Source organism: Hoeflea sp. TYP-13 (assembly GCF_040932035.1).
Classification (GTDB): Bacteria; Pseudomonadota; Alphaproteobacteria; order Rhizobiales; family Rhizobiaceae; genus Hoeflea_A.
Window position 1 is genome coordinate 342,452 of record NZ_JBFRBB010000005.1, and the last position, 18,129, is coordinate 360,580.

Annotated in this window: 21 protein-coding genes; 7 read left to right on the top strand and 14 right to left on the bottom strand. The window is 58.5% G+C overall.

Features of this window, described 5'->3' with window-relative positions; translation table 11 throughout:
- Positions 1–9: 9 nt before the first annotated feature.
- Complete coding sequence (gene sdhC, locus ABVT35_RS24635) at positions 10–402, bottom strand: succinate dehydrogenase, cytochrome b556 subunit (RefSeq protein WP_368470182.1); 393 nt, start codon at positions 400–402, stop codon at positions 10–12.
- A gap of 264 nt (positions 403–666) precedes the next feature.
- The gene (locus tag ABVT35_RS24640; protein WP_368470184.1) at positions 667–1,125 is read right to left on the bottom strand and encodes a GNAT family N-acetyltransferase; all 459 of its coding nucleotides are present in this window, start codon (positions 1,123–1,125) and stop codon (positions 667–669) included.
- Positions 1,126–1,360: 235 nt separating this feature from the next.
- Between ABVT35_RS24640 and ABVT35_RS24645 the strand changes: the two genes are divergently transcribed.
- A complete protein-coding gene (locus tag ABVT35_RS24645; protein ID WP_368470185.1) occupies positions 1,361–1,681 on the top strand; it encodes a hypothetical protein in 321 nt (106 codons plus the stop codon).
- A 34-nt stretch (positions 1,682–1,715) separates the two neighbouring features.
- Here ABVT35_RS24645 and ABVT35_RS24650 read toward each other — a convergent pair whose 3' ends face one another.
- The 10 genes from ABVT35_RS24650 to ffh form a co-directional block, all read right to left on the bottom strand.
- On the bottom strand, positions 1,716–2,909 hold the full coding sequence (locus ABVT35_RS24650) for a GGDEF domain-containing protein (protein WP_368470186.1): 1,194 nt from the start codon (positions 2,907–2,909) through the stop codon (positions 1,716–1,718).
- Between the two features lie 152 nt (positions 2,910–3,061).
- Entirely contained in the window at positions 3,062–4,468 is a 1,407-nt protein-coding gene (gene leuC, locus ABVT35_RS24655) for a 3-isopropylmalate dehydratase large subunit (RefSeq protein ID WP_368470187.1), read from the bottom strand.
- A gap of 241 nt (positions 4,469–4,709) precedes the next feature.
- Positions 4,710–5,534, bottom strand: a complete 825-nt coding sequence (locus ABVT35_RS24660; protein ID WP_368470188.1) for an amino acid ABC transporter permease — start codon at positions 5,532–5,534, stop codon at positions 4,710–4,712.
- Positions 5,535–5,596: 62 nt separating this feature from the next.
- Positions 5,597–6,394 carry a transporter substrate-binding domain-containing protein gene (locus ABVT35_RS24665; RefSeq protein WP_368470190.1) on the bottom strand — a complete coding sequence of 266 codons (798 nt, stop codon included), beginning with the start codon at positions 6,392–6,394 and terminating at the stop codon, positions 5,597–5,599.
- Positions 6,395–6,581: 187 nt separating this feature from the next.
- On the bottom strand, positions 6,582–7,121 hold the full coding sequence (gene rplS, locus ABVT35_RS24670) for a 50S ribosomal protein L19 (protein ID WP_368470191.1): 540 nt from the start codon (positions 7,119–7,121) through the stop codon (positions 6,582–6,584).
- A gap of 168 nt (positions 7,122–7,289) precedes the next feature.
- On the bottom strand, positions 7,290–7,988 hold the full coding sequence (gene trmD, locus ABVT35_RS24675) for a tRNA (guanosine(37)-N1)-methyltransferase TrmD (protein ID WP_368470192.1): 699 nt from the start codon (positions 7,986–7,988) through the stop codon (positions 7,290–7,292).
- Positions 7,985–8,590, bottom strand: coding sequence for a ribosome maturation factor RimM (gene rimM, locus ABVT35_RS24680; RefSeq protein WP_368470193.1), 606 nt, complete (start codon positions 8,588–8,590; stop codon positions 7,985–7,987). The genes trmD and rimM overlap by 4 nt, the downstream gene beginning before the upstream one ends.
- 72 nt (positions 8,591–8,662) lie before the next feature.
- Positions 8,663–9,073, bottom strand: coding sequence for a 30S ribosomal protein S16 (gene rpsP / locus ABVT35_RS24685; RefSeq protein ID WP_368470194.1), 411 nt, complete (start codon positions 9,071–9,073; stop codon positions 8,663–8,665).
- A 73-nt stretch (positions 9,074–9,146) separates the two neighbouring features.
- Entirely contained in the window at positions 9,147–9,449 is a 303-nt protein-coding gene (locus ABVT35_RS24690; protein WP_368470196.1) for a chorismate mutase, read from the bottom strand.
- Positions 9,450–9,454: 5 nt separating this feature from the next.
- Entirely contained in the window at positions 9,455–10,990 is a 1,536-nt protein-coding gene (gene ffh, locus ABVT35_RS24695) for a signal recognition particle protein (protein ID WP_368470198.1), read from the bottom strand.
- Positions 10,991–11,326: 336 nt separating this feature from the next.
- On the opposite strand from ffh, the gene ABVT35_RS24700 reads away from it, so the two are divergent.
- Both ABVT35_RS24700 and ABVT35_RS24705 read left to right on the top strand, forming a co-directional pair.
- Entirely contained in the window at positions 11,327–12,871 is a 1,545-nt protein-coding gene (locus tag ABVT35_RS24700; RefSeq protein ID WP_368470200.1) for an MFS transporter, read from the top strand.
- A 645-nt stretch (positions 12,872–13,516) separates the two neighbouring features.
- Positions 13,517–13,873 carry an MmcQ/YjbR family DNA-binding protein gene (locus ABVT35_RS24705; protein ID WP_368470201.1) on the top strand — a complete coding sequence of 119 codons (357 nt, stop codon included), beginning with the start codon at positions 13,517–13,519 and terminating at the stop codon, positions 13,871–13,873.
- 61 nt (positions 13,874–13,934) lie between these two features.
- Here ABVT35_RS24705 and ABVT35_RS24710 read toward each other — a convergent pair whose 3' ends face one another.
- Positions 13,935–14,351: a VOC family protein gene (locus ABVT35_RS24710; RefSeq protein ID WP_368470203.1), complete on the bottom strand. Its 417-nt coding sequence runs from the start codon at positions 14,349–14,351 to the stop codon at positions 13,935–13,937.
- Between the two features lie 184 nt (positions 14,352–14,535).
- On the opposite strand from ABVT35_RS24710, the gene ABVT35_RS24715 reads away from it, so the two are divergent.
- From ABVT35_RS24715 to ABVT35_RS24725, 3 genes are all read left to right on the top strand, one after another.
- A complete protein-coding gene (locus tag ABVT35_RS24715) occupies positions 14,536–15,489 on the top strand; it encodes a class I SAM-dependent methyltransferase (protein ID WP_368470205.1) in 954 nt (317 codons plus the stop codon).
- Positions 15,490–15,555: 66 nt separating this feature from the next.
- Positions 15,556–16,311 (top strand): DUF2161 domain-containing phosphodiesterase, encoded by a 756-nt coding sequence (locus tag ABVT35_RS24720; RefSeq protein ID WP_368470207.1) that lies wholly within the window; start codon positions 15,556–15,558, stop codon positions 16,309–16,311.
- 199 nt (positions 16,312–16,510) lie between these two features.
- Positions 16,511–16,951 (top strand): helix-turn-helix domain-containing protein, encoded by a 441-nt coding sequence (locus tag ABVT35_RS24725; protein WP_368470209.1) that lies wholly within the window; start codon positions 16,511–16,513, stop codon positions 16,949–16,951.
- Between the two features lie 45 nt (positions 16,952–16,996).
- On the opposite strand, the gene ABVT35_RS24730 is transcribed toward ABVT35_RS24725, so the two are convergent.
- Positions 16,997–17,656 (bottom strand): hypothetical protein, encoded by a 660-nt coding sequence (locus ABVT35_RS24730; RefSeq protein WP_368470211.1) that lies wholly within the window; start codon positions 17,654–17,656, stop codon positions 16,997–16,999.
- 72 nt (positions 17,657–17,728) lie between these two features.
- On the opposite strand from ABVT35_RS24730, the gene ABVT35_RS24735 reads away from it, so the two are divergent.
- Entirely contained in the window at positions 17,729–18,112 is a 384-nt protein-coding gene (locus ABVT35_RS24735) for a rhodanese-like domain-containing protein (protein WP_368470213.1), read from the top strand.
- Positions 18,113–18,129: the final 17 nt, after the last annotated feature.

An 18,129-nucleotide genomic window follows, 5' to 3' on the forward strand; every position in this document is an offset into this window, starting at 1 on the left:
AAAGCTCCTTTAAGCAAAGATGAGGGCGATAGCCCAAAGGATGATCGTCAGCGCAACCGAACAGGCCAGCGTCGCCCAGGCAATCCTGGTGCTCGCATGTTTTTCGAGGCCGCGGCCAGTATCCCAGACGAGATGCCTGATACCGCCGATCATGTGGTGCAGCAGCGCCCAGGTGTAACCGAACAGAACCAACCGGCCGATGATGGATCCGAATATGGCGTTGGTGAACTCGAAATAAGCCGGCCCCGCCGCCGCAGCAATCAGCCACCAGGCCACCAGAAGCGTTCCGAAATAGAGCGCGCCGCCGGTTATGCGGTGTACGATCGACATCACCATGGTCGGATACATGTGATAAATGGACAGATGCGGGGAAAGGGGTCTGTTTTGCGTGGCGTTGGCCATGGGGCCTCCGAAATGAAATCAGTGTCTTGTCCCGGCACGGCAACGAACGGCCGTGGCACATTGAGGCATGTTAATAGTGGCTTTACAGCGGTGCGTCAAAGCGCGCACGGCACCGCATAAAGGCCAACGGCCACGGTCCGTGGTCGTCTCGACGTTTTAGAACGCTTCCAAATCGATTGAAAGCCGCCAAAAGTCTAAAAACCCGTAGAAACTTGGCCGCGAAATTTTTTTTGCACTGCCGCATTTACAGCGCACAGCCCGCTACTATCGATCAAAATGCATGACGAAACTGGCCCAGTCCGCAGTGGTTGCGAGACTCTCATAGAGCTTCCTGCCTTCGTCCGGCTGACGCGGCGTGTTAAGCACCATCCTGCTCCAGCCGCGTGATTCGCCCTCCTCGGCGAGCACATCCAGCATCGCCTTGGCAATGCCCTTGCGGCGTTGCTCATGGTGAACGAACAGATGGTCGACCTGGCCGAAACGCATGCCCGTGACAGGGTCGGGCAGGTCATAAAAAACCAGAAAACCGACAAGTCTGCCGTTCAGGCGCGCGCCGAGCAATTGGGCGACACGGTCCTGCAGCAGCGTTTCGGCATGAAACTCGTCCGGACGCCGGGGCGCTCCGCGCTTGAGCGACTGTGCATAGGCCGCAATCAGCGGTGCGAGCTCGCGCGCATCGTTCAGCCGCATCAGATTTATGTCGATTTTCGGTTCGGCGGTCATTGTGCTCACTCTATTACGGATGCCAGATCAGTCGCCACTCTTGTAGCCGGGTTGGCGGCAAAGGTCACCCGGCTGCGGGGACACAGCGCCGGTCTTAACCTTAACAAAAGGTTTATCACGGCCTTCATGGTAAACGGAGTGTAAAAATCCTAGATTAAACAGCAGGATATACACGCGCCATCGAATGATCTGATGTGGCGGCCTATCCGCGTTCGTTAACGAAGTGAGCATTGTCATGCCAAATCGAGTTATCAAGTATCTGGTCGTCGCTGCAGCAGCTGCCGCGCCTGCGCTGGCCACCGTGCCCGCCATGGCCGACAACGGCCTGCCGACCCACATCAAGGGTCTCGGAACCTACTCGGGCGGCATATCCGCCAAGCGTTTCAAGGGAAACGGCATTTATTTCTACGTCGACAACGGCCGCGAATACTATCCGCAGCCATTGCCCGAAAAACCGCCCTTGCCGCGCAACGGTGCCAAGATTATCGACGTCGGTGACGCACAACCGGCAATGGATTGTGATCAGGCGACCAAGATTTGCGTGATCCGGCCATAGACGGGCACCGGAAGACTTATTGAGATGTGGCGGACTAACGTCCGGAGCGCTTTGAAAAGCTGATTCCGGACAGCTGCTCGGAATCGCCTGCCTCTCCGATCAAACGCACACAATTGCGGCCTTCGCGCTTGGCGGTGTACAGGGCCCGGTCGGCACGCACATAGGCCTCTTCAATGGCCTCGTCCTGTGCAACCTGGGTAACGCCGAAACTTGCGGTAAAGCGCACATTCGCGTCGAGTTCCGGATAGCTCGTCGATGCAAAGGCCACTCGCAGCCATTCGGCAAAGAGCCGGGCTGCGCGCGCATCCGAGTTGCGCAGGTAAACGCAAAATTCCTCACCTCCGACACGGCCGCAAATATCACCCTCGCGGGCACCGGCCCTGACAAGCCTGCCAAAGGCGGCAATAACCCGGTCGCCAACAAAGTGGCCATGATCGTCATTGATCGATTTGAAACGGTCGAGGTCACAGATAATCAGCGATGCAGGTGCCGTCGATTGCACGTTGTTGCGGGTCTGGTGCACCGCTGCCTGAAAACCGTGCCGGTTGAACAGGCCGGACAGGCTGTCGGTTTCGGACTGCCCTTTCAGTTGCATCACGAGCTGATTGGCAAGCCGTAGCATCAGGAATGTCGCCAGACCGATCACAATCATGGTGTTGTTTATGTGCATGGCGATGGCGACACCGGAAAGCGTGCCGTCTGCAGCGCTTTCGGCTGCCAGTGCCTGCAACGGCGGGCGGGACAAATAGTTGAGAATGGCCAGGCCGAGAAACCCGACAAACACGCGGTCCTTCCTGCCGATCTGTGACTTCATCAGCAGGTAAAGCCCGATGCCCTGCACACACGCCAGTGACAGAGCCGCAATGGACGAGGTCACGATTCCCGCCGGGAAAAACATGCCGGCGACAAAGTTCAGCACCAGCGTGCCGGCGAGCATCCCATCGATAATCCGCCAAGGAATCCGGCTATCCAGATAGCTGGCAATGCCGACATTGAGGCAGCTAATAGCCATGATATTCAGTGCAAAAACAACGAAACGTGTGATTGGTTCCGGTGCGAAGAGCGGTACGGCTATGGATGCAACGCCCATGAGAAGAACGGCTGTAAAGCTCAACATCCACCAAAGAGCCGACTTACGGCTCCGGTCATACAGGTAAATAGCCGCAAGTCCGCAGATGACCGCGGCAGCTAGCCCGATATTGACCGCATGGATATAGGATATGCCCACCTGATCCCCCTTTTTTATCCGGGTAACAGATAAGGACCTAATTTGAGGTAAACGCCGGTTTTCTGCAGCCTTGCGATGCTGCCAAATCCACACAAAAACGGGCGGAAATGGTTTCCGCCCGGTTAATTCGTCGATTAACGGTTAACGAGGTATTACCAATCGCGCACGTCCACAAAACGGCCCGCGACGGCCGCCGCGGCAGCCATGGCCGGAGAGACGAGATGGGTTCTTCCCTTGTAGCCCTGGCGGCCTTCGAAATTCCGGTTGGACGTCGACGCGCAGCGCTCTTCGGGCTTCAACCGGTCGTCATTCATGGCCAGGCACATTGAGCAACCCGGCTCACGCCATTCAAATCCGGCTTCGATGAAGATCTTGTCGAGCCCTTCCTGTTCTGCCTGGGATTTAACCAGCCCCGATCCCGGAACCACCATTGCATTGACCCGGTCGCTGACCCTGTGCCCCTGCAGCACGGCGGCGGCAGCGCGCAGATCTTCGATACGGCCATTGGTGCACGAACCGATGAAAACGCGATCGATCTCGATATCGGTGATCCTGGTGCCCGCAGTCAGGCCCATATATTCAAGCGCCCGCTGCTTCGAGGCGCGCTTGGTTTCATCTTCGATGTCGGCCGGATTGGGCACATGCCCGGTAACGGACACCACGTCTTCCGGTGAAGATCCCCAGGATACGATGGGCGGAAGGTGCTGCGCGTCCAGCACGATCGTGCGGTCGAAATGGGCGCCCTCGTCGGTTTTCAGCGATTGCCAGTGGGCTACGGCCAGATCCCAGTGCTCAGCATCCGGCGCCATCGGGCGGCCCTTCAGATATTCGAAAGCCTTTTCGTCCGGAGCGATCAGGCCAGCGCGTGCGCCGCCTTCGATGGTCATGTTGCAGACCGTCATGCGCCCTTCCATTGTCAGGTCAACAATTGCCTGGCCGGCGAATTCGATCACATGTCCCGTGCCGCCCGCAGTACCGATCTCACCGATAATGGCAAGGATGATGTCCTTAGCGGTGACCCCCGCCGGCGCGGTGTTGTCAACGCGCACCAGCATGTTCTTTGCCTTTTTCTGTATCAGCGTCTGAGTGGCCAGCACATGCTCGACTTCGGATGTTCCGATACCATGGGCAAGCGCCCCGAAAGCCCCATGGGTCGACGTGTGGCTATCGCCGCAGACGATCGTTGTTCCGGGAAGGGTAAAGCCTTGTTCCGGCCCGACGATATGAACAATACCTTGGCGCTCGTCGGCTTCGTGAAAATATTCAACGCCGAAATCGGCGGCATTTTTCGCCAGCGCTTCGACCTGAACGCGGCTTTCCTCGTTTTTGATGCCCTCTTTGCGGTCCGGCGTCGTCGGAACGTTGTGGTCAACCACCGCCAGCGTTCGCTGCGGGTGACGCACGTCGCGGCCGCTGTTACGCAGCCCCTCGAAGGCCTGCGGACTTGTCACTTCGTGAACGAGATGGCGGTCGATATAGAGCAGGCAGGTACCGTCGTCCTGCTCGTGGACGACGTGCTCGTCCCAGATTTTGTCGTACAAGGTTTTAGGTGCAGTCATGAATTTCATCCGAATGGGAAACGGTAATAAGGACGGATTGGCAGTGCGCGATTAACCCGCAAGACACCCGTCGGAGTGCCTCAGACGTGCAAAAAAACGCCCGGGAAGCCGTTTATGGTCATGCACAGGCAGGTAAGCCGTCGACGTCCTGTGACGGACGCGGCCGGTAAATTTTTTGCCTGTAATGATCAGGTTTTCCGTCATTGGAACCGTTCTTATCAAGCTTTTTGCCCTGCGGCAATCAGCCTGTCTCATCAATATTGCCGGCCTGCCGCAAACGGCGTTCAAGCGCTCTCAGCGCCAGTGACAGGCCCACTGTCAGCAACAGATAAATATAGGCAACGATGGAGTAGGTTTCAAAAAACCGGAAGGAGCCGGAGGCATAGACCTTGCCCATCTGCGTAAGGTCAGCAACGCCGAGGACCGAGACGAGCGAGGAGTCCTTGACCATGGCAACAAAATCATTCCCCAGCGGTGGCAAAATGGTGCGCAGGGCCTGCGGCATGATGATCAGTCGGAAACGCTGCCAGCGGGTGAGACCCAGCGCCTGCGCCGCCTCGATCTGTCCTTCGTCGACGGCCAGAATGCCGGCCCTGAACACTTCGGAAATAAATGCCGAATAGCCGATGGTCAGCGAGATGATGGCCCGCCACATCAGCGAAATGTCGCGCACCTTGAGCTCGTCGATAAGGCCGGCTTCCTGAAGCGGCGTCGACAGGTAATTCCAGGCGACCACAAAGCCGGGCGCGCCGACAAAGGCGATGTAGAAAAGCAGTACGAGAATGGGAACGCCGCGGATGATCTCGACATAGAACCGTGCCACCTGGCGCATCACCAGCGACCGCGACAATCCCATCACCGCGATGATCAGACCTAGCGCCGATGCAAGCGAAAAGCCGACAAGCGTAACGAAAATGGTGATCCACACGCCCTTCGAAACGATGACGAGGACCTGCGTGTAGAGGTCGTTGGTGGCGATGACGATGGCGATGAAAACCGCTATCGCGGTGGCCGCCACAAGCCAATAGGGAAAATCGCTGTCACTGGAAGGCTTGCTGAGTGCCATGGGCGCCAATCGATGCGCGGGCGGGAGAACCCCGCCCGCGAAAGAGCTTCAGTTATCCGGGTTTACTGGCCCAGTTCGTATTCCAGAAACCATTTCGTATTCAACGCGTCAATGGTGCCATCACCCTTCATGTCGGCGATTGCCGCATTGATCGGACCGACGAGTTCCGAGCCCTTCGGAAAGATAAAGCCGAAGTCTTCGGTACCCAATGGCTGGCCGACGAGCTTGAGCCCACCATCCGATGCCTTGACATAGCCCTTGCCGGCGGTGCCATCGGTCAGCACCAGGTCGACATCGCCTGCCTTTAAGGCCTGGACCTGCGCACCGAATGTCTCGAACAGTTTGATGCGCGGGTTCTGCTCATTACCGTCCAGAACTTCATAAACGGCGACGTAAAACGGCGTCGTGCCCGACTGTGCGCCGACCAGCCCGTCCTCAAGCGCAGCAAAGCCCTTGTGGTCTTCGAAGCGATCCTCATCGCCGCGCACCAGCATGAACATTTCGGAGCGCATATAGGGATCGGAAAAATCGACCTTTTCCTTGCGCTCTTCCTTGATGGTGATGCCGGTCATGCCAAGATCGTACTGCGCATCGGATACCGCCTGGATCATCGCGTCCCAGCTGGTGTTCTGATATTCGACTTTCATGTTGAGCCGCTTGGCGATTTCGTTCATCGCATCATATTCCCAGCCGATCTGGTCGCCTGTCTTCGGATCGATGAACTGCAGCGGCGGATAGGCATTCTCCGTGACGACGACGACGGTCTTGCCGCCCATGTCGGGAAGTTCGGACGCCATGGCTGCAAAGGGTGCGATCGCGACGGTCAGCGCCGCGGCAATGACAGATTTTACAAGTGACATGAAAAGCTCCCTGTGTTTGCCCGGCATCTTGCTCCAAGGCGCCGGCGAGAGCGAACAATGTCACAAACCCGCCCGCCAAGACAAGCCTGTGTGGACATTGCATTTTTCAAGGCAGGGAATCAAAAAGCGCGCACCGGCACGGTACGCGCTTGATTGAAATCCGTGACCGCTTGCGCGGGCGTTTGGCCTATTCGGCTGCGTCGTCCGCGGCGGTTTTTTCAGCAGCTTCGGCAGCGGCTTTTTCAGCGGCCTCCGCAGCAGCCTTTTCGGCAGCGAGCGCTTGAGCGGCTGCCACCTTTTCGGCTTCGATGCGTGCCTTCTCGGCAGCCAGCGCCTGGCGCTCGGCATCGTTCAGCTTGCGGGCGCGAACATTGGTGTTTTCGACGATACGGGCCGATTTGCCGCGACGCTCACGCAGATAGTAAAGCTTGGCGCGGCGAACCTTACCGCGGCGAACCACTTCGACGCCTTCGACCATTGGTGAGTAGATCGGGAAGACACGCTCGACGCCTTCGCCGTAGGAAATCTTGCGAACGGTGAAGTTCTCGTTGATGCCGCCGCCTGAGCGGGCAATGCAGACACCTTCATAGGCCTGCACGCGGGTGCGGCTGCCTTCGGTGACGCGCACCAGGACGCGGACGGTATCGCCGGGAGAAAATTCCGGCAGCTTGCGCTTTGATTCGATTTTAGCGGCCTGTTCGGCCTCAAGTTCACGGATGATATCCATGGTCCTGAACCTTTCTTTCTTCTAAAACGGTCAGAGCGCCTAACTGCCCTTTGGTCCTTGCCTCGGGGATTTGCCTTGCGGCGGAGCGGGTTCACCATTCTTTGCTTGGTGGTGTCGGATTATTCCGGTTGGCGGGGCACATACACCAATGTCGGCAAAATGTCATCCCTATCGCGGCTTTTTTTTGACCTTAAGCAGGTCCGGGCGCCGCTCCTTTGTCAGTTTCTCCGATTCCTGTCTTCGCCAGGCATCGATTTTGGCGTGATTGCCTGAAATGAGCACCTCCGGGATCGCCCGATCCTCCCATAGCTGCGGCCGCGTGTAATGCGGATATTCGAGCAGCCCTTCCTCGAAACTCTCCGACGCGCCGGAGTCCTCGTTGCCCATGACTCCCGGAAGCAGGCGGATCACCGCATCCAGCAGGATCAGTGCCGCCGGCTCACCGCCCGAAAGGATATAATCGCCGACGGAAACCTCTTCGAGACCGCGCGCATCGATCACCCGCTGGTCGACACCCTCGAACCGTCCGCAGACGAGAACGACGCCGGGACCGGACGCAAGTTCCCGCACTTTTTCCTGCGTCAATGGCCGGCCGCGCGGGCTGAGCAACAGGCGCGGGCGTCCGTCGCCTTCCGGGCTTGCCTGATCGATTGCGGCGGCAAGAATATCGGGCTTCAGAACCATTCCCGCACCGCCGCCGGCGGGCGTATCGTCAACGCTCCGGTGTTTGTCATGCGCAAAGTCGCGGATCTGAACGGTGTCCAGCAACCAGTCGCCCCTCTCCAGTGCCCGGCCGGCAAGCGATTCTGCAAGATGGCCGGGAAACATCTGCGGATAGAGGGTCAATACGCTGGCGCGGAAGCTCATGAACGCTCCTCTCCGGCAGGTCTCGCCTTTTTATTGGCCCGCGAAGGACGGCGCCGCCGGCTGCCCGGCCCCTGCTCCTCTTCCGAACCGTCAAGCCCCGCAGCGGCCGGATCGACGGTAAGAACACCGCTTTCCCAGTCGATATGGGGCACTGCGGCCTCGGAAAACGGGATCATCACCGGTTTTTTGCCGTGGCGCGACAGTTCCAGAATGTCACCGGCGCCAAAATTATAGACGCCACTGACAGTGCCATGCTCATTTCCATCGGGGTCGCGCACGGTCAGACCTTCCAGATCAGCATGGAAATACTCTTCCTCTTCGAGAAGATCGTCGGGCAGGCGATCGCGCGGCACATAAAGACTGGTGCCCTTCAGCGCCTCGGCGGCTTCGCGCCCATTGATGCCTTCGAGGCGAATGACTACAACATTCTTTGCCGGGCGCACCGACAAAACCTTGAAGACCCGGCCGGTCTCGTCGCAAAGCGGACTGTAATCGCTCAGCGCCAGCGGATCGTCGGTATGCGGATTGGCGCGCAGTTCCCCGCGCACCCCGTGAGGGGCGCCGATAACGGCCATCAGAACCATATCGTCGGGTTTTGCCATTTCCACCACGCACTACAAACAAAAGCGGGCAGCACATATATGCCGCCCGCTTATCATAACGCCATCTTGGACTTATTCGGCAGCGGCTTCTTCGGGAGCAGCCTCTTCCGCCGGCGCGGCCGCGGCCTCGGATGCCGCAGCAGCGGCGTCTTCTTCCTTGGCTTTCAGCTCTTCAAGGCGCTCCTGTGCCTTCTTGCCGGGCTTTGCCTTGTTCGGGTTGTTGCGGGCCGGGCGCTTTGCAAGGCCTGCCTCGTCGAGGAAGCGCAGCACGCGGTCGGTCGGCTGTGCACCCTGATCAAGCCAATGTTTGATGCGCTCTTCATTGAGCTCGACGCGGGCGCCGTCCTTCGGAAGCATCGGGTTCCACTTGCCGACACGTTCGATGAAACGGCCGTCGCGGGGCGCGCGAACATCGGCGATGACGACGTGATAGTAGGGGCGCTTTTTCGACCCACCACGGGCCAGACGTATTTTAAGTGCCATTTTGTTTTTCCTTCAAAAGTTGTTTCTGCGTTTTCATTGAAGCTGCTGGCGCAGCCCTAATTCGTTGGACGGATCATTTGGTCTCCGCCTCGTGCCTAAAGGCCTCGTGATGGCGGATGACTTCCTTGATGATGAAATTGAGGAATGCCTCGGCGAAGTCGGAATCGAGATCGGCTTCCTCGGCCAGCTTGCGCAGGCGTTCGACCTGCCGCTTTTCCCTGTCGGGATCGGCGGGCGGCATGTCGAATTCGGCTTTCAGCTTGCCCACAGCCTGCGTGCAGCGGAAGCGTTCGGCCAGAATATGGATAAGCGCCGCATCGAAATTGTCGATGGAACGGCGCAACTCGTGCAGTCTTTCTACCGGATCGGTGGTCATCAGCGTCACTTCTTCTTAGGCAAACCGGGAAGGCCGCCAAGGCCGGGAAGTTTCGGACCGCCGAGACCGGGCAAGCCGCCGCCTCCGCCAAGTCCGGGCAGGCCACCGCCTTTGCCAAGGCCTGCTGCATCGGCCTGTTTTTGCAGAGCCTCGAGCTGTTTGGCGTCAGGCATGCCGCCCATGCCGGGCATTCCACCGCCAAGACCACCCATCATCTTGCCGAGCATCCCGGCCTTTTTGCCCTTGCCGCCCATCGCCTTCATCATGTCGGCCATCTGGCGGTGCATCTTCAACAGCTTGTTGATTTCGGCGGCATTGGTGCCGGAACCGGCAGCTATGCGCTTCTTGCGGGAGTGTTTGAGTATGTCGGGATTGGCCCGTTCCTTGCGCGTCATCGAGGAGATGATGGCCAGTTGGCGCCTGAACACGGTGTCGTCGAGACCGGCAGCGGCAATCTGATCCTTCATCTTGCCCATACCGGGCATCAGGCCCATGAAGCCGGACATGCCGCCCATTTTCTGCATCTGTTTCAGCTGGTCAGCCAGATCATTGAGATCGAACTTGCCGGCCTTCATGCGGTCGGCCATGACCTGCGCTTTTTCGGCGTCGATTGTTTCGGCGGCCTTTTCGACCAGCGAAACGATGTCGCCCATGCCGAGGATCCGGTCGGCAATGCGGCTCGGATGGAACTCTTCAAGCGCATCCATCTTTTCGCCGGTACCGATCAGCTTGATCGGCTTGCCGGTCACCGCACGCATCGACAGCGCCGCACCGCCGCGTCCGTCACCGTCCATGCGGGTCAGAACAAGGCCGGTAATGCCGACGCGTTCATCGAAATTGCGGGCTAGATTGACCGCGTCCTGACCGGTCAGCGCATCTGCGACAAGCAGGATTTCGTGCGGATTGCCCTTGGCCTTGATATCCGCCATCTCGACCATCAGCGGCTCGTCGATATGGGTACGGCCGGCGGTGTCGAGAATAACGACATCGTGGCCGCCGAGCTTGGCCGCCTGAACGGCGCGTGCCGAAATCTCCGTCGGCGACTGGCCGGCGACGATCGGCAGGGTATCGACACCTGTCTGTTCGCCGAGCTGGCGGAGCTGTTCCTGAGCGGCCGGCCGGCGCGTATCGAGCGAGGCCATCAGCACATTTTTCTTGTCGCGCGATGTCAGCCGCGCGGCGATCTTGCCGGTGGTGGTGGTTTTACCCGAACCCTGCAGGCCGACCATCATGATGACGACGGGTGCCGGCGCATTCAGATCGATCGGAACGCCCTCGGCGCCGAGCATCTCGACCAGCTCGTCATGGACGATCTTGACGACCATCTGTCCGGGTTTGATGGATTTAAGCACTTCCGCGCCAACGGCCTTTTCACGCACCTTGTCGGTGAACGAGCGCACCACTTCGAGCGCCACGTCGGCCTCGAGCAGCGCCCGGCGCACTTCGCGAAGTGCGGCCGATACGTCCTTTTCCGACAATGCGCCGCGGCCGGTCAGTCCATTGAGGATGGAACCAAGGCGATCTTGAAGGCTTTCAAACATCCACTAATCCTTTGCTTTCAGGGCCTGTCCCTGAAAGATTGTTACCCCGCGCCAAATTGGCAAGCCCCGAAGGCAGATGACCGGCAATCGGCCAAAGCACAAAAGCACCCGGGGGCGCATCGCGCTGCCGGGTGGTGGCTTCCGGGATCTCTTTATACCTTTGCGGGTCCCGGTCAGCTGCTCGGAGTGTTCAACTCGTCGCGGAATAGGCGCGGATAAACAGGATTGGGGGGCAAATGTCAAGCGGGGCCTGATCTGGCGGGCATGTGGAACCGACCACCCGCTGGCCTCTTTGTCCTCATCGGGATAAAACAGTGACATCCGGGGGAAAGACCCATGTCATCACAACGGCAGTCCATCAGCGGCCTCACGGTGCTTGGTACCGCAACACTGATGATGACGGCATTCATCATCGGCACCGACTTCACCGGCGCGCTTTTGCTGGTGCCAGCCATCGAAAGCGAGCTCTCTGCCGACATCACCACCACACAATGGGTTCTGAATATCTACGCCCTGACATTTGCCATGTTCATGGTGACGGGCGGGCGTCTCGGCGACACGCATGAGCGGCGGCGCGTGCTCTTGATCGGGCTGGTGCTGTTTATCGTTGCCTCCGTCGGCTGCCTGTTGTCTACGACAATTGGATTTCTGATCGCAGCGCGAGCCTTTCAGGGTGTGGGCGCCGCATTGATCTGGCCGAGCATTCTGGCCATCGGCGCCACCAACGCGTCCGAGGATCAACGCGGCCTGGTTATGGGGCTAATCCTGGCAGGCGTGGCCAGCGGCAATGTAATCGGTCCCCTGATCGGCGGTGTCTCTACCTATCTTGGCGATTGGCGTTTGTTCTTTGTCGTCAATGCGGTGTTGTCCACTCTTGCCGCAATTCTGGTTTTCCGGATAGTGCCGAAACAGCCGCCGCAGACGGACAACGAACAGGTTGACTATGCCGGTATAACAATCCTGTCGGCCGCAATTCTGGCATTGCTCTATGCGCTTGACGTCGGTGCGAACCGGGGGTGGGGATCGCTTGTCATTGTGGGGCTGTTCTGTCTGAGCCTGATCCTGCTTGTGGCGTTTCCTTTTGTGGAACGCCGGGTCGCTGACCCCCTTCTGCCGCAGCAGATGATGCGGAACCGTGAATTTGTCCTGACGCTTTCTCTCAACGCGCTCATGGTGCCGGCGTTCTTCGTCGCGTTTTTATACTTTCCGCAATATATGCAAAAGACGTTGGGCTGGTCAGTTTTGCAGGCGTCCTTCGGCATGATCCCACTGATGCTGCCATTGGCAGTCGGATCGATCATCGCCGGGAACTTATACAAGCCTTACGGCCCGAAACGTCTTTTATTTGCCGGCTATCTATTAATTTCCCTGGGGTGCGCAACGGTTGTATTCCTGATACCGGCATGGGGCTATTTTGCAATCCTGCCTGCCATGCTGCTGATCGGTATCGGCGCTCCGCTGGCGGTCGGACCCTCCGGAACCGCCGCTGTCAGCGCCGTGGCGCCCTCACGGGCCGGTCTTGCCGGTGGCCTCTCGTTTATGCTTCACCTCGCTTACGGCGCGGTCGGCGTGGCCGTGGCAACGGCGATCATGTACGCGTCGAGCCTGGACCGGATTCAAACAGCGCTCGGGCAAGCCGGTATTTCGCTGTCCGATGCGGACCTCGGTGTGCTGAATGCCGGTTCGGCCGGCGCTGATGCGGCAAAGTCGGTGCTTGCCCGCTACAGCGCGGAAGATGCGGACAAAATCCGGACGATCCTCACCGAAGCCTTTGCCGGCGGTATGAGCCTTGCATACTGGCCCGTGCTGTTGTCGACGGTAATCGGACTGTTTGTGATACTTGCAATCGACGAGACCAAACTGCACGCTATCGACGAATAGTCTGTTCCATGATCGGATTGAATCGGATTAGACCGGCACGCGCACGACGATGCGGGCATTGACGATCGCCACGGATTCGCCCGAAGTCTCACCGACAACCTTCAGCCCACACATTAGACGAATTGATGAGTGTCTGGGCAATACATATTTAAAATCAAAACTTTGTAGTGAGTTTGTCGCCGTGGAGCCGTGTATAGGGCCAAAAGAAGGCACAACCCGTCACCATATGCCGAACTGAAACAGCAGGAACGGACACGATCAGGCCGATCTGCCCAACTAATCGCGCCCAGTTGGCGTGCTGCCTGGAGCGGCACCTGCACGATCAGGCCCGCATTGACGATGACGACGGGTTCGCCCGTCGTCTCGTCAATGACGTTCAACCCACCCTTTTGACCGTTTAAGTCCGGGCGCCTGCCTGCATCGGGGCAAAATGCAAGTAGACCGACCGGTCTACTTGCAGCGTCAACAAATGTACCTATCGGTAAATACCAATAAAAACAACATGATACAGCGCACTAACCATAACGGCGCCTTACAAGGTCGTGTTTTGTTTACAGCGGGAGAGGATAACAGAATTCAGAATTCTACCGGTCGTTTGCAAAATGGGATATCTGTACATTTCCCAGTCAAGGAAACGAAAAAATCATGTCAGACCCAACGAGCAGAGAACTGATCAATTCCATATGCCGGGGCTTTCCGGGCGCTGAGGTCTCCGATCCGTGGGGCGGCGGTCACGATGCCTGGAAGGTCGGCGGAAAAATGTTTGCCTGTATCGGCGCCGTCACGCCCGGCGTTTCAGTCAAGACCGACGGCATCGAGACAGCGCAGATGCTGATCGATGCCGGCGTCGGCGTAAAAGCCCCCTACTTTCACCGCTCCTGGGTCAATCTTCCCTGGGAAACGGAAGAGGACGAATTGCGTTACCGCCTGGAAAACTCCTATCGGCTGGTACGCAAGAGCCTGACCAAAAAAATCCAGTCCCAGCTCGATCCTTTTGAATGACGGCAAGGCATGAGCCGGGGTTCATTCGTCCCGGTGGGCTTCTTAGGCTGGCGTTTTACAGTCAGCCCTTCGGCTCTTCGTCGCAACCGATCATCCATTTGATGCCGAAACGGTCGGTGAGCGTTCCGAAGCCCGCGCTCCAGAATGTCGGCGCCCAGGCCATTTCCACCACACCGCCTTTTGCAAGCTTGTCGAACACTTCCTTGCCCTCGTCGGCAGTCGGAAAGCTCAGCATCACGGAAGAACCGGCCATATCGGGACACTCGCCCATAACATAATCGGATGCCATCAGATGGCCGTCTCCGACCCTGATCCGGGAATGCATGATCCAGCCCTTGCGGTCGTCCGCAACCGGATATTCGGGCGGCATTTGCGAAGCGGGCAGCTGTTCGAGAATCTCGCCTCCGAAAATCTCGGCGTAAGCCGCAATAGCCTCCGCGCACTGACCGTTGAAAAACAGATAAGGTGTCGGTGTCATATCGCTCTCCCTGCTCTGCTGGCGTTAATTGCCATATCAGGGTGCAGACCAACACAATTGTGAGGTGACAGTAAGACTGCCGGATAATCTGCGGGTATGATGGATCACCATCGCCGACGGGTTCCGCGGTATGACAGTCCAAATACAGACGGGTAAATCGGATATCTGCAGTCAGGAATGTGAGATGAGTATCGAAAGGTCATACGAGGCCGGGCGCAATCTGTCCCATGGACACGCGGGGCAGCCTTTCAGACAAACCCTTGCGGAAAAGCGGGCGCAGATTGAGGAACGGGGCAACCTCGACCACGCGACGATCGCAGAGCAACTCGACATTCTTAATCAGCTGGCAGAATTCCCGTTTGGCCGTTTCCTTCTACAAAATCAGGGCTGGAACGGGTTCTGGACAGACTTCGTCATGGAACACCCTGCACATGGCCGCAAGAGTGGCACCGCACCGGACGGGCGCGTCCTGACCGATCTGGAGCTGCGCCTCCTCGACACGTTTCCGATGGTGCTGGCCACACAGGAACGGTCCCGGCATTTTGCCGCCGCCATCCAGGATCATATTGTAGACGGTAATATCCTCGCTTCCGTTCCCTGCGGCCTGATGCGGGATCTGCTTGGTCGCGATTTTTCCGCCGTATCGGATATCCGCCTTGTCGGCATCGACATCGACGAGGAAAGCCTTTCTAAGGCACGTCGCCTGGCCGCAGGGTACAATCTGCCGGCGTCGGTAACCTTTCACAAAGGTGACGCTTGGGAACTTGGATACCGCGGCACATTCGACCTGATCGCCAGCAACGGACTAAACACGTACGAGCCGGATGATGAGCGCGTAACGGAGCTCTATCGCGGCTTCTTTTCCGCGCTGAAACCGGGCGGGATTCTTGTGACCAGTTTCCTGACACCACCCCCCGAAGCCAGTCCGGCCTCCGAGTGGAATATCAACGCCATCGACCCCGAAGCATTGCGCCTGCAAAGGATTGTCTTTGCGGACATCGTCGGGGTTTCATTTCAATGTTACCGGAATTCATCAACCACCCGGCGACAGCTGCGCGAGGCCGGCTTTTTGGCCGCCGACGTGGTCTGGGACCGGGCACGGATCTATCCGGCGGTCATTGCCGGAAAGCCCGCGTGAGAGCAGTTTCAGCCACCCCGTCTCCAGCTTCCTGTTTGTTCACGAATTGCAGGTAGCCTGCTCGCCATGCCAAGCGTGAGAATTCAGGAAACGGACCTTTATGCCCCGGTCAAGAAATTGCTCGAGGCGCAAGGCTATGACGTGAAGGGCGAAGTCGGATCCGCTGACATCGTTGCGGTCCGCGGCGGCGAAGAGCCGCTCATCGTCGAATTGAAAAGCGGTTTTTCACTCTCTCTTTTTCATCAGGCAATCGACCGGCAACGCATGACGGACGCAGTCTATGTCGCGGTCCCGCGCGGATCGGGCAGGGCATTTGGTGTGTCGCTGAGAAAGAACATTAAACTGTGCCGGCGCCTCGGACTGGGCCTTATGACCGTCAGGCTGAAGGATGGCCTTGTCGAGGCCCATCTCGATCCCGCACCCTACAAACCCCGCAAGGCCAAACGCCAGCAGGCACGACTGCTGCGCGAATTTGCCCGGCTTGCCGGCGATCCCAATACCGGCGGATCGACGAGAAGAGGCCTTGTTACCGCATACCGGCAGGACGCCCTGCGCTGCCTGAGCTTTTTGAACGACCAAGGCCCGGCAAAAGCAGCGGTCGTTGCACGGCAATCCGGCGTTGAAAAAGCACGTCGCCTGATGGCGGACAATCACTATGGCTGGTTTGAAAGGATTGAGACCGGCATTTACGCGCTAAGCCCCAACGGTCATCGCGCGCTCGTGGAATACGCCGATGAAATCACCCGGATTTGTTCAACTCAGGTATCCGTGGAGCATGAGGGCGTTGACACATCCAGTCCACAACCGGCCGCACTGAGCTGACACAATCTGTACCAACTCATTTCGGTGGCCTGACCGCAGAGCCTCTTTGGGCTGGTTGCCGCATGCTCACCGCATATTTCCGCATGTAAAATTTCTATGAATTCTTCCCGCGCGAAGTTGTGATTTTTGTTACTTCCCTATAATCTGATGGGGTCGGGGGCGGCGACAGGAATGTTTGTGAGTATTGGGGGATGGCACAATGAGTAACGCCGCACAGGTCTATTATGGCCGCGCGTCGGATGGGGACGAAAACACAAAGTTGCACAGCACAATATCCGCAATCAGCACATTCGATGCACCGGATGGCATCGAACGGTATGTGGTGTTGCGGGAGGCGGAGTTCCGCGCCATGCATGAAGCGCTTGAACTCGCCGAATCCATGGCTGCGCAGTCGATTCTCGAAGCAACGGTGGAACCGGCAACACACGAAATCGCGGAAGTCGCACGCAACAGCGGCAACTCTGTCACAGCCGTGCGCGAAGTGCGCCGCATGAGCCTGCGGCAGCTTGCTGCCCGCACTGGTCTTGATGAGCATTATGTCATCGGTATCGAGGATGGCTCGCGACGCCCGACGCTGACGGCGATCAGCAAGATCGCCAGGGTTCTCAACGTCACCATCGACGACCTCGTCAACAACTGACGGGCTTTTAGGCGTTGCCTTGGGGCCGCCAGCCGGTCCCGGGGCTCAAAGTCCTGACTGCCGCGCCATTGCGTCCCAAAACATCCGCTCGTAGTCCTGCATCATGCGCGCCGCGCGTATGATGACATAAGGCTCAACGCCGCGCCGGAGATCGTAGTCGATGACCTGAGCGGCCCTGTCCTCCAGGGAAGGCAGGCTTGAAAAGCCGTCAAGAAATGCGGTCTCGTCCACACTCAGCCCGAAATGCTCCTGCAGGCCGCGGCTCATCATGCCGCAATTATGGCCCCACGCGGCAAGGTTCAGCGCCCGCGCGCAGGCAATCTCGGCAGCCGACCCGTAGCAGATCAGCCAGGCCTTGTAGGCGGCATATGCAAACGCCTCTGCGGAAGGTTCGAAGCGGTCGAATTCATCCATGCCCAGCCTGTTGCCGAGCGCGACAAACGCGGCAGCCGCCCCCGCTTCCACTTCGGGTGGCGTCAGAAACACCGCGCGATAGGGATGATCGGAGAACCGGAACATGGCAACCGATGTGGCGTCGGCATTCGGTTTCCACATCTGATACTGATTGCCGCAAAAGAGCTGTAGCGCCGCCCGGTCCGCCTGCCCCGCTTCAATCGCCACAACGAAGGCGTGCCCGCGAATTTTGCTTTCCGTCTCGGCAAGAACGCCCTTTGCCTCGTCGATAACCTCGTTTGCGTTCGCCATGGCGGGCCTCCTGTGACATGTTATCAGGATTGATGGCATGCCCGTCATCAATGTCAACGCCGCAAGGGAGCCATGATGAAACGTGTCAGGGATATGGTCGCCGAGGCCAATGAAATTGTCGATTGCCTTTCGGCCGAAGAGGCGATTGCGCTGCATGGAAATCCGGATGTGACCTTCGTCGATCTTCGCGACGTGCGCGAGCTGCAGCGCGATGGGTTCGTTCCGGGCGCCTTCCATTGCCCCCGCGGCATGCTGGAATTCTGGATCGACCCGGAAAGCCCCTACGCCAAGGAGGAGTTCCAGTCAGACAAGCGTTTTGTGTTTTACTGCGCATCGGGTTGGCGCTCGGCACTTTCGACCAGGGCGGCGAAAGAGATGGGTCTTGCCGGTGTCAGTCATATCGTCTCGGGATTCACCGGCTGGAAGAAGGCGGGTGGCCCGGTCGACGAGAAGTAAAACCATTAGCGTTAAGT

Bases quoted from the DNA above. Each gene is read 5' to 3' on its own strand.
- sdhC (WP_368470182.1), bottom strand. From the start codon at position 402: ATGGCCAACGCCACGCAAAACAGACCCCTTTCCCCGCATCTGTCCATT.
- ABVT35_RS24640 (WP_368470184.1), bottom strand. From the start codon at position 1,125: ATGACCGCCGAACCGAAAATCGACATAAATCTGATGCGGCTGAACGAT.
- ABVT35_RS24645 (WP_368470185.1), top strand. From the start codon at position 1,361: ATGCCAAATCGAGTTATCAAGTATCTGGTCGTCGCTGCAGCAGCTGCC.
- leuC (WP_368470187.1), bottom strand. From the start codon at position 4,468: ATGACTGCACCTAAAACCTTGTACGACAAAATCTGGGACGAGCACGTC.
- ABVT35_RS24660 (WP_368470188.1), bottom strand. From the start codon at position 5,534: ATGGCACTCAGCAAGCCTTCCAGTGACAGCGATTTTCCCTATTGGCTT.
- ABVT35_RS24665 (WP_368470190.1), bottom strand. From the start codon at position 6,394: ATGTCACTTGTAAAATCTGTCATTGCCGCGGCGCTGACCGTCGCGATC.
- rplS (WP_368470191.1), bottom strand. From the start codon at position 7,121: ATGGATATCATCCGTGAACTTGAGGCCGAACAGGCCGCTAAAATCGAA.
- trmD (WP_368470192.1), bottom strand. From the start codon at position 7,988: ATGAGCTTCCGCGCCAGCGTATTGACCCTCTATCCGCAGATGTTTCCC.
- rimM (WP_368470193.1), bottom strand. From the start codon at position 8,590: ATGGCAAAACCCGACGATATGGTTCTGATGGCCGTTATCGGCGCCCCT.
- rpsP (WP_368470194.1), bottom strand. From the start codon at position 9,073: ATGGCACTTAAAATACGTCTGGCCCGTGGTGGGTCGAAAAAGCGCCCC.
- ABVT35_RS24690 (WP_368470196.1), bottom strand. From the start codon at position 9,449: ATGACCACCGATCCGGTAGAAAGACTGCACGAGTTGCGCCGTTCCATC.
- ffh (WP_368470198.1), bottom strand. From the start codon at position 10,990: ATGTTTGAAAGCCTTCAAGATCGCCTTGGTTCCATCCTCAATGGACTG.
- ABVT35_RS24700 (WP_368470200.1), top strand. From the start codon at position 11,327: ATGTCATCACAACGGCAGTCCATCAGCGGCCTCACGGTGCTTGGTACC.
- ABVT35_RS24705 (WP_368470201.1), top strand. From the start codon at position 13,517: ATGTCAGACCCAACGAGCAGAGAACTGATCAATTCCATATGCCGGGGC.
- ABVT35_RS24710 (WP_368470203.1), bottom strand. From the start codon at position 14,351: ATGACACCGACACCTTATCTGTTTTTCAACGGTCAGTGCGCGGAGGCT.
- ABVT35_RS24715 (WP_368470205.1), top strand. From the start codon at position 14,536: ATGAGTATCGAAAGGTCATACGAGGCCGGGCGCAATCTGTCCCATGGA.
- ABVT35_RS24720 (WP_368470207.1), top strand. From the start codon at position 15,556: ATGCCAAGCGTGAGAATTCAGGAAACGGACCTTTATGCCCCGGTCAAG.
- ABVT35_RS24725 (WP_368470209.1), top strand. From the start codon at position 16,511: ATGAGTAACGCCGCACAGGTCTATTATGGCCGCGCGTCGGATGGGGAC.
- ABVT35_RS24730 (WP_368470211.1), bottom strand. From the start codon at position 17,656: ATGGCGAACGCAAACGAGGTTATCGACGAGGCAAAGGGCGTTCTTGCC.
- ABVT35_RS24735 (WP_368470213.1), top strand. From the start codon at position 17,729: ATGATGAAACGTGTCAGGGATATGGTCGCCGAGGCCAATGAAATTGTC.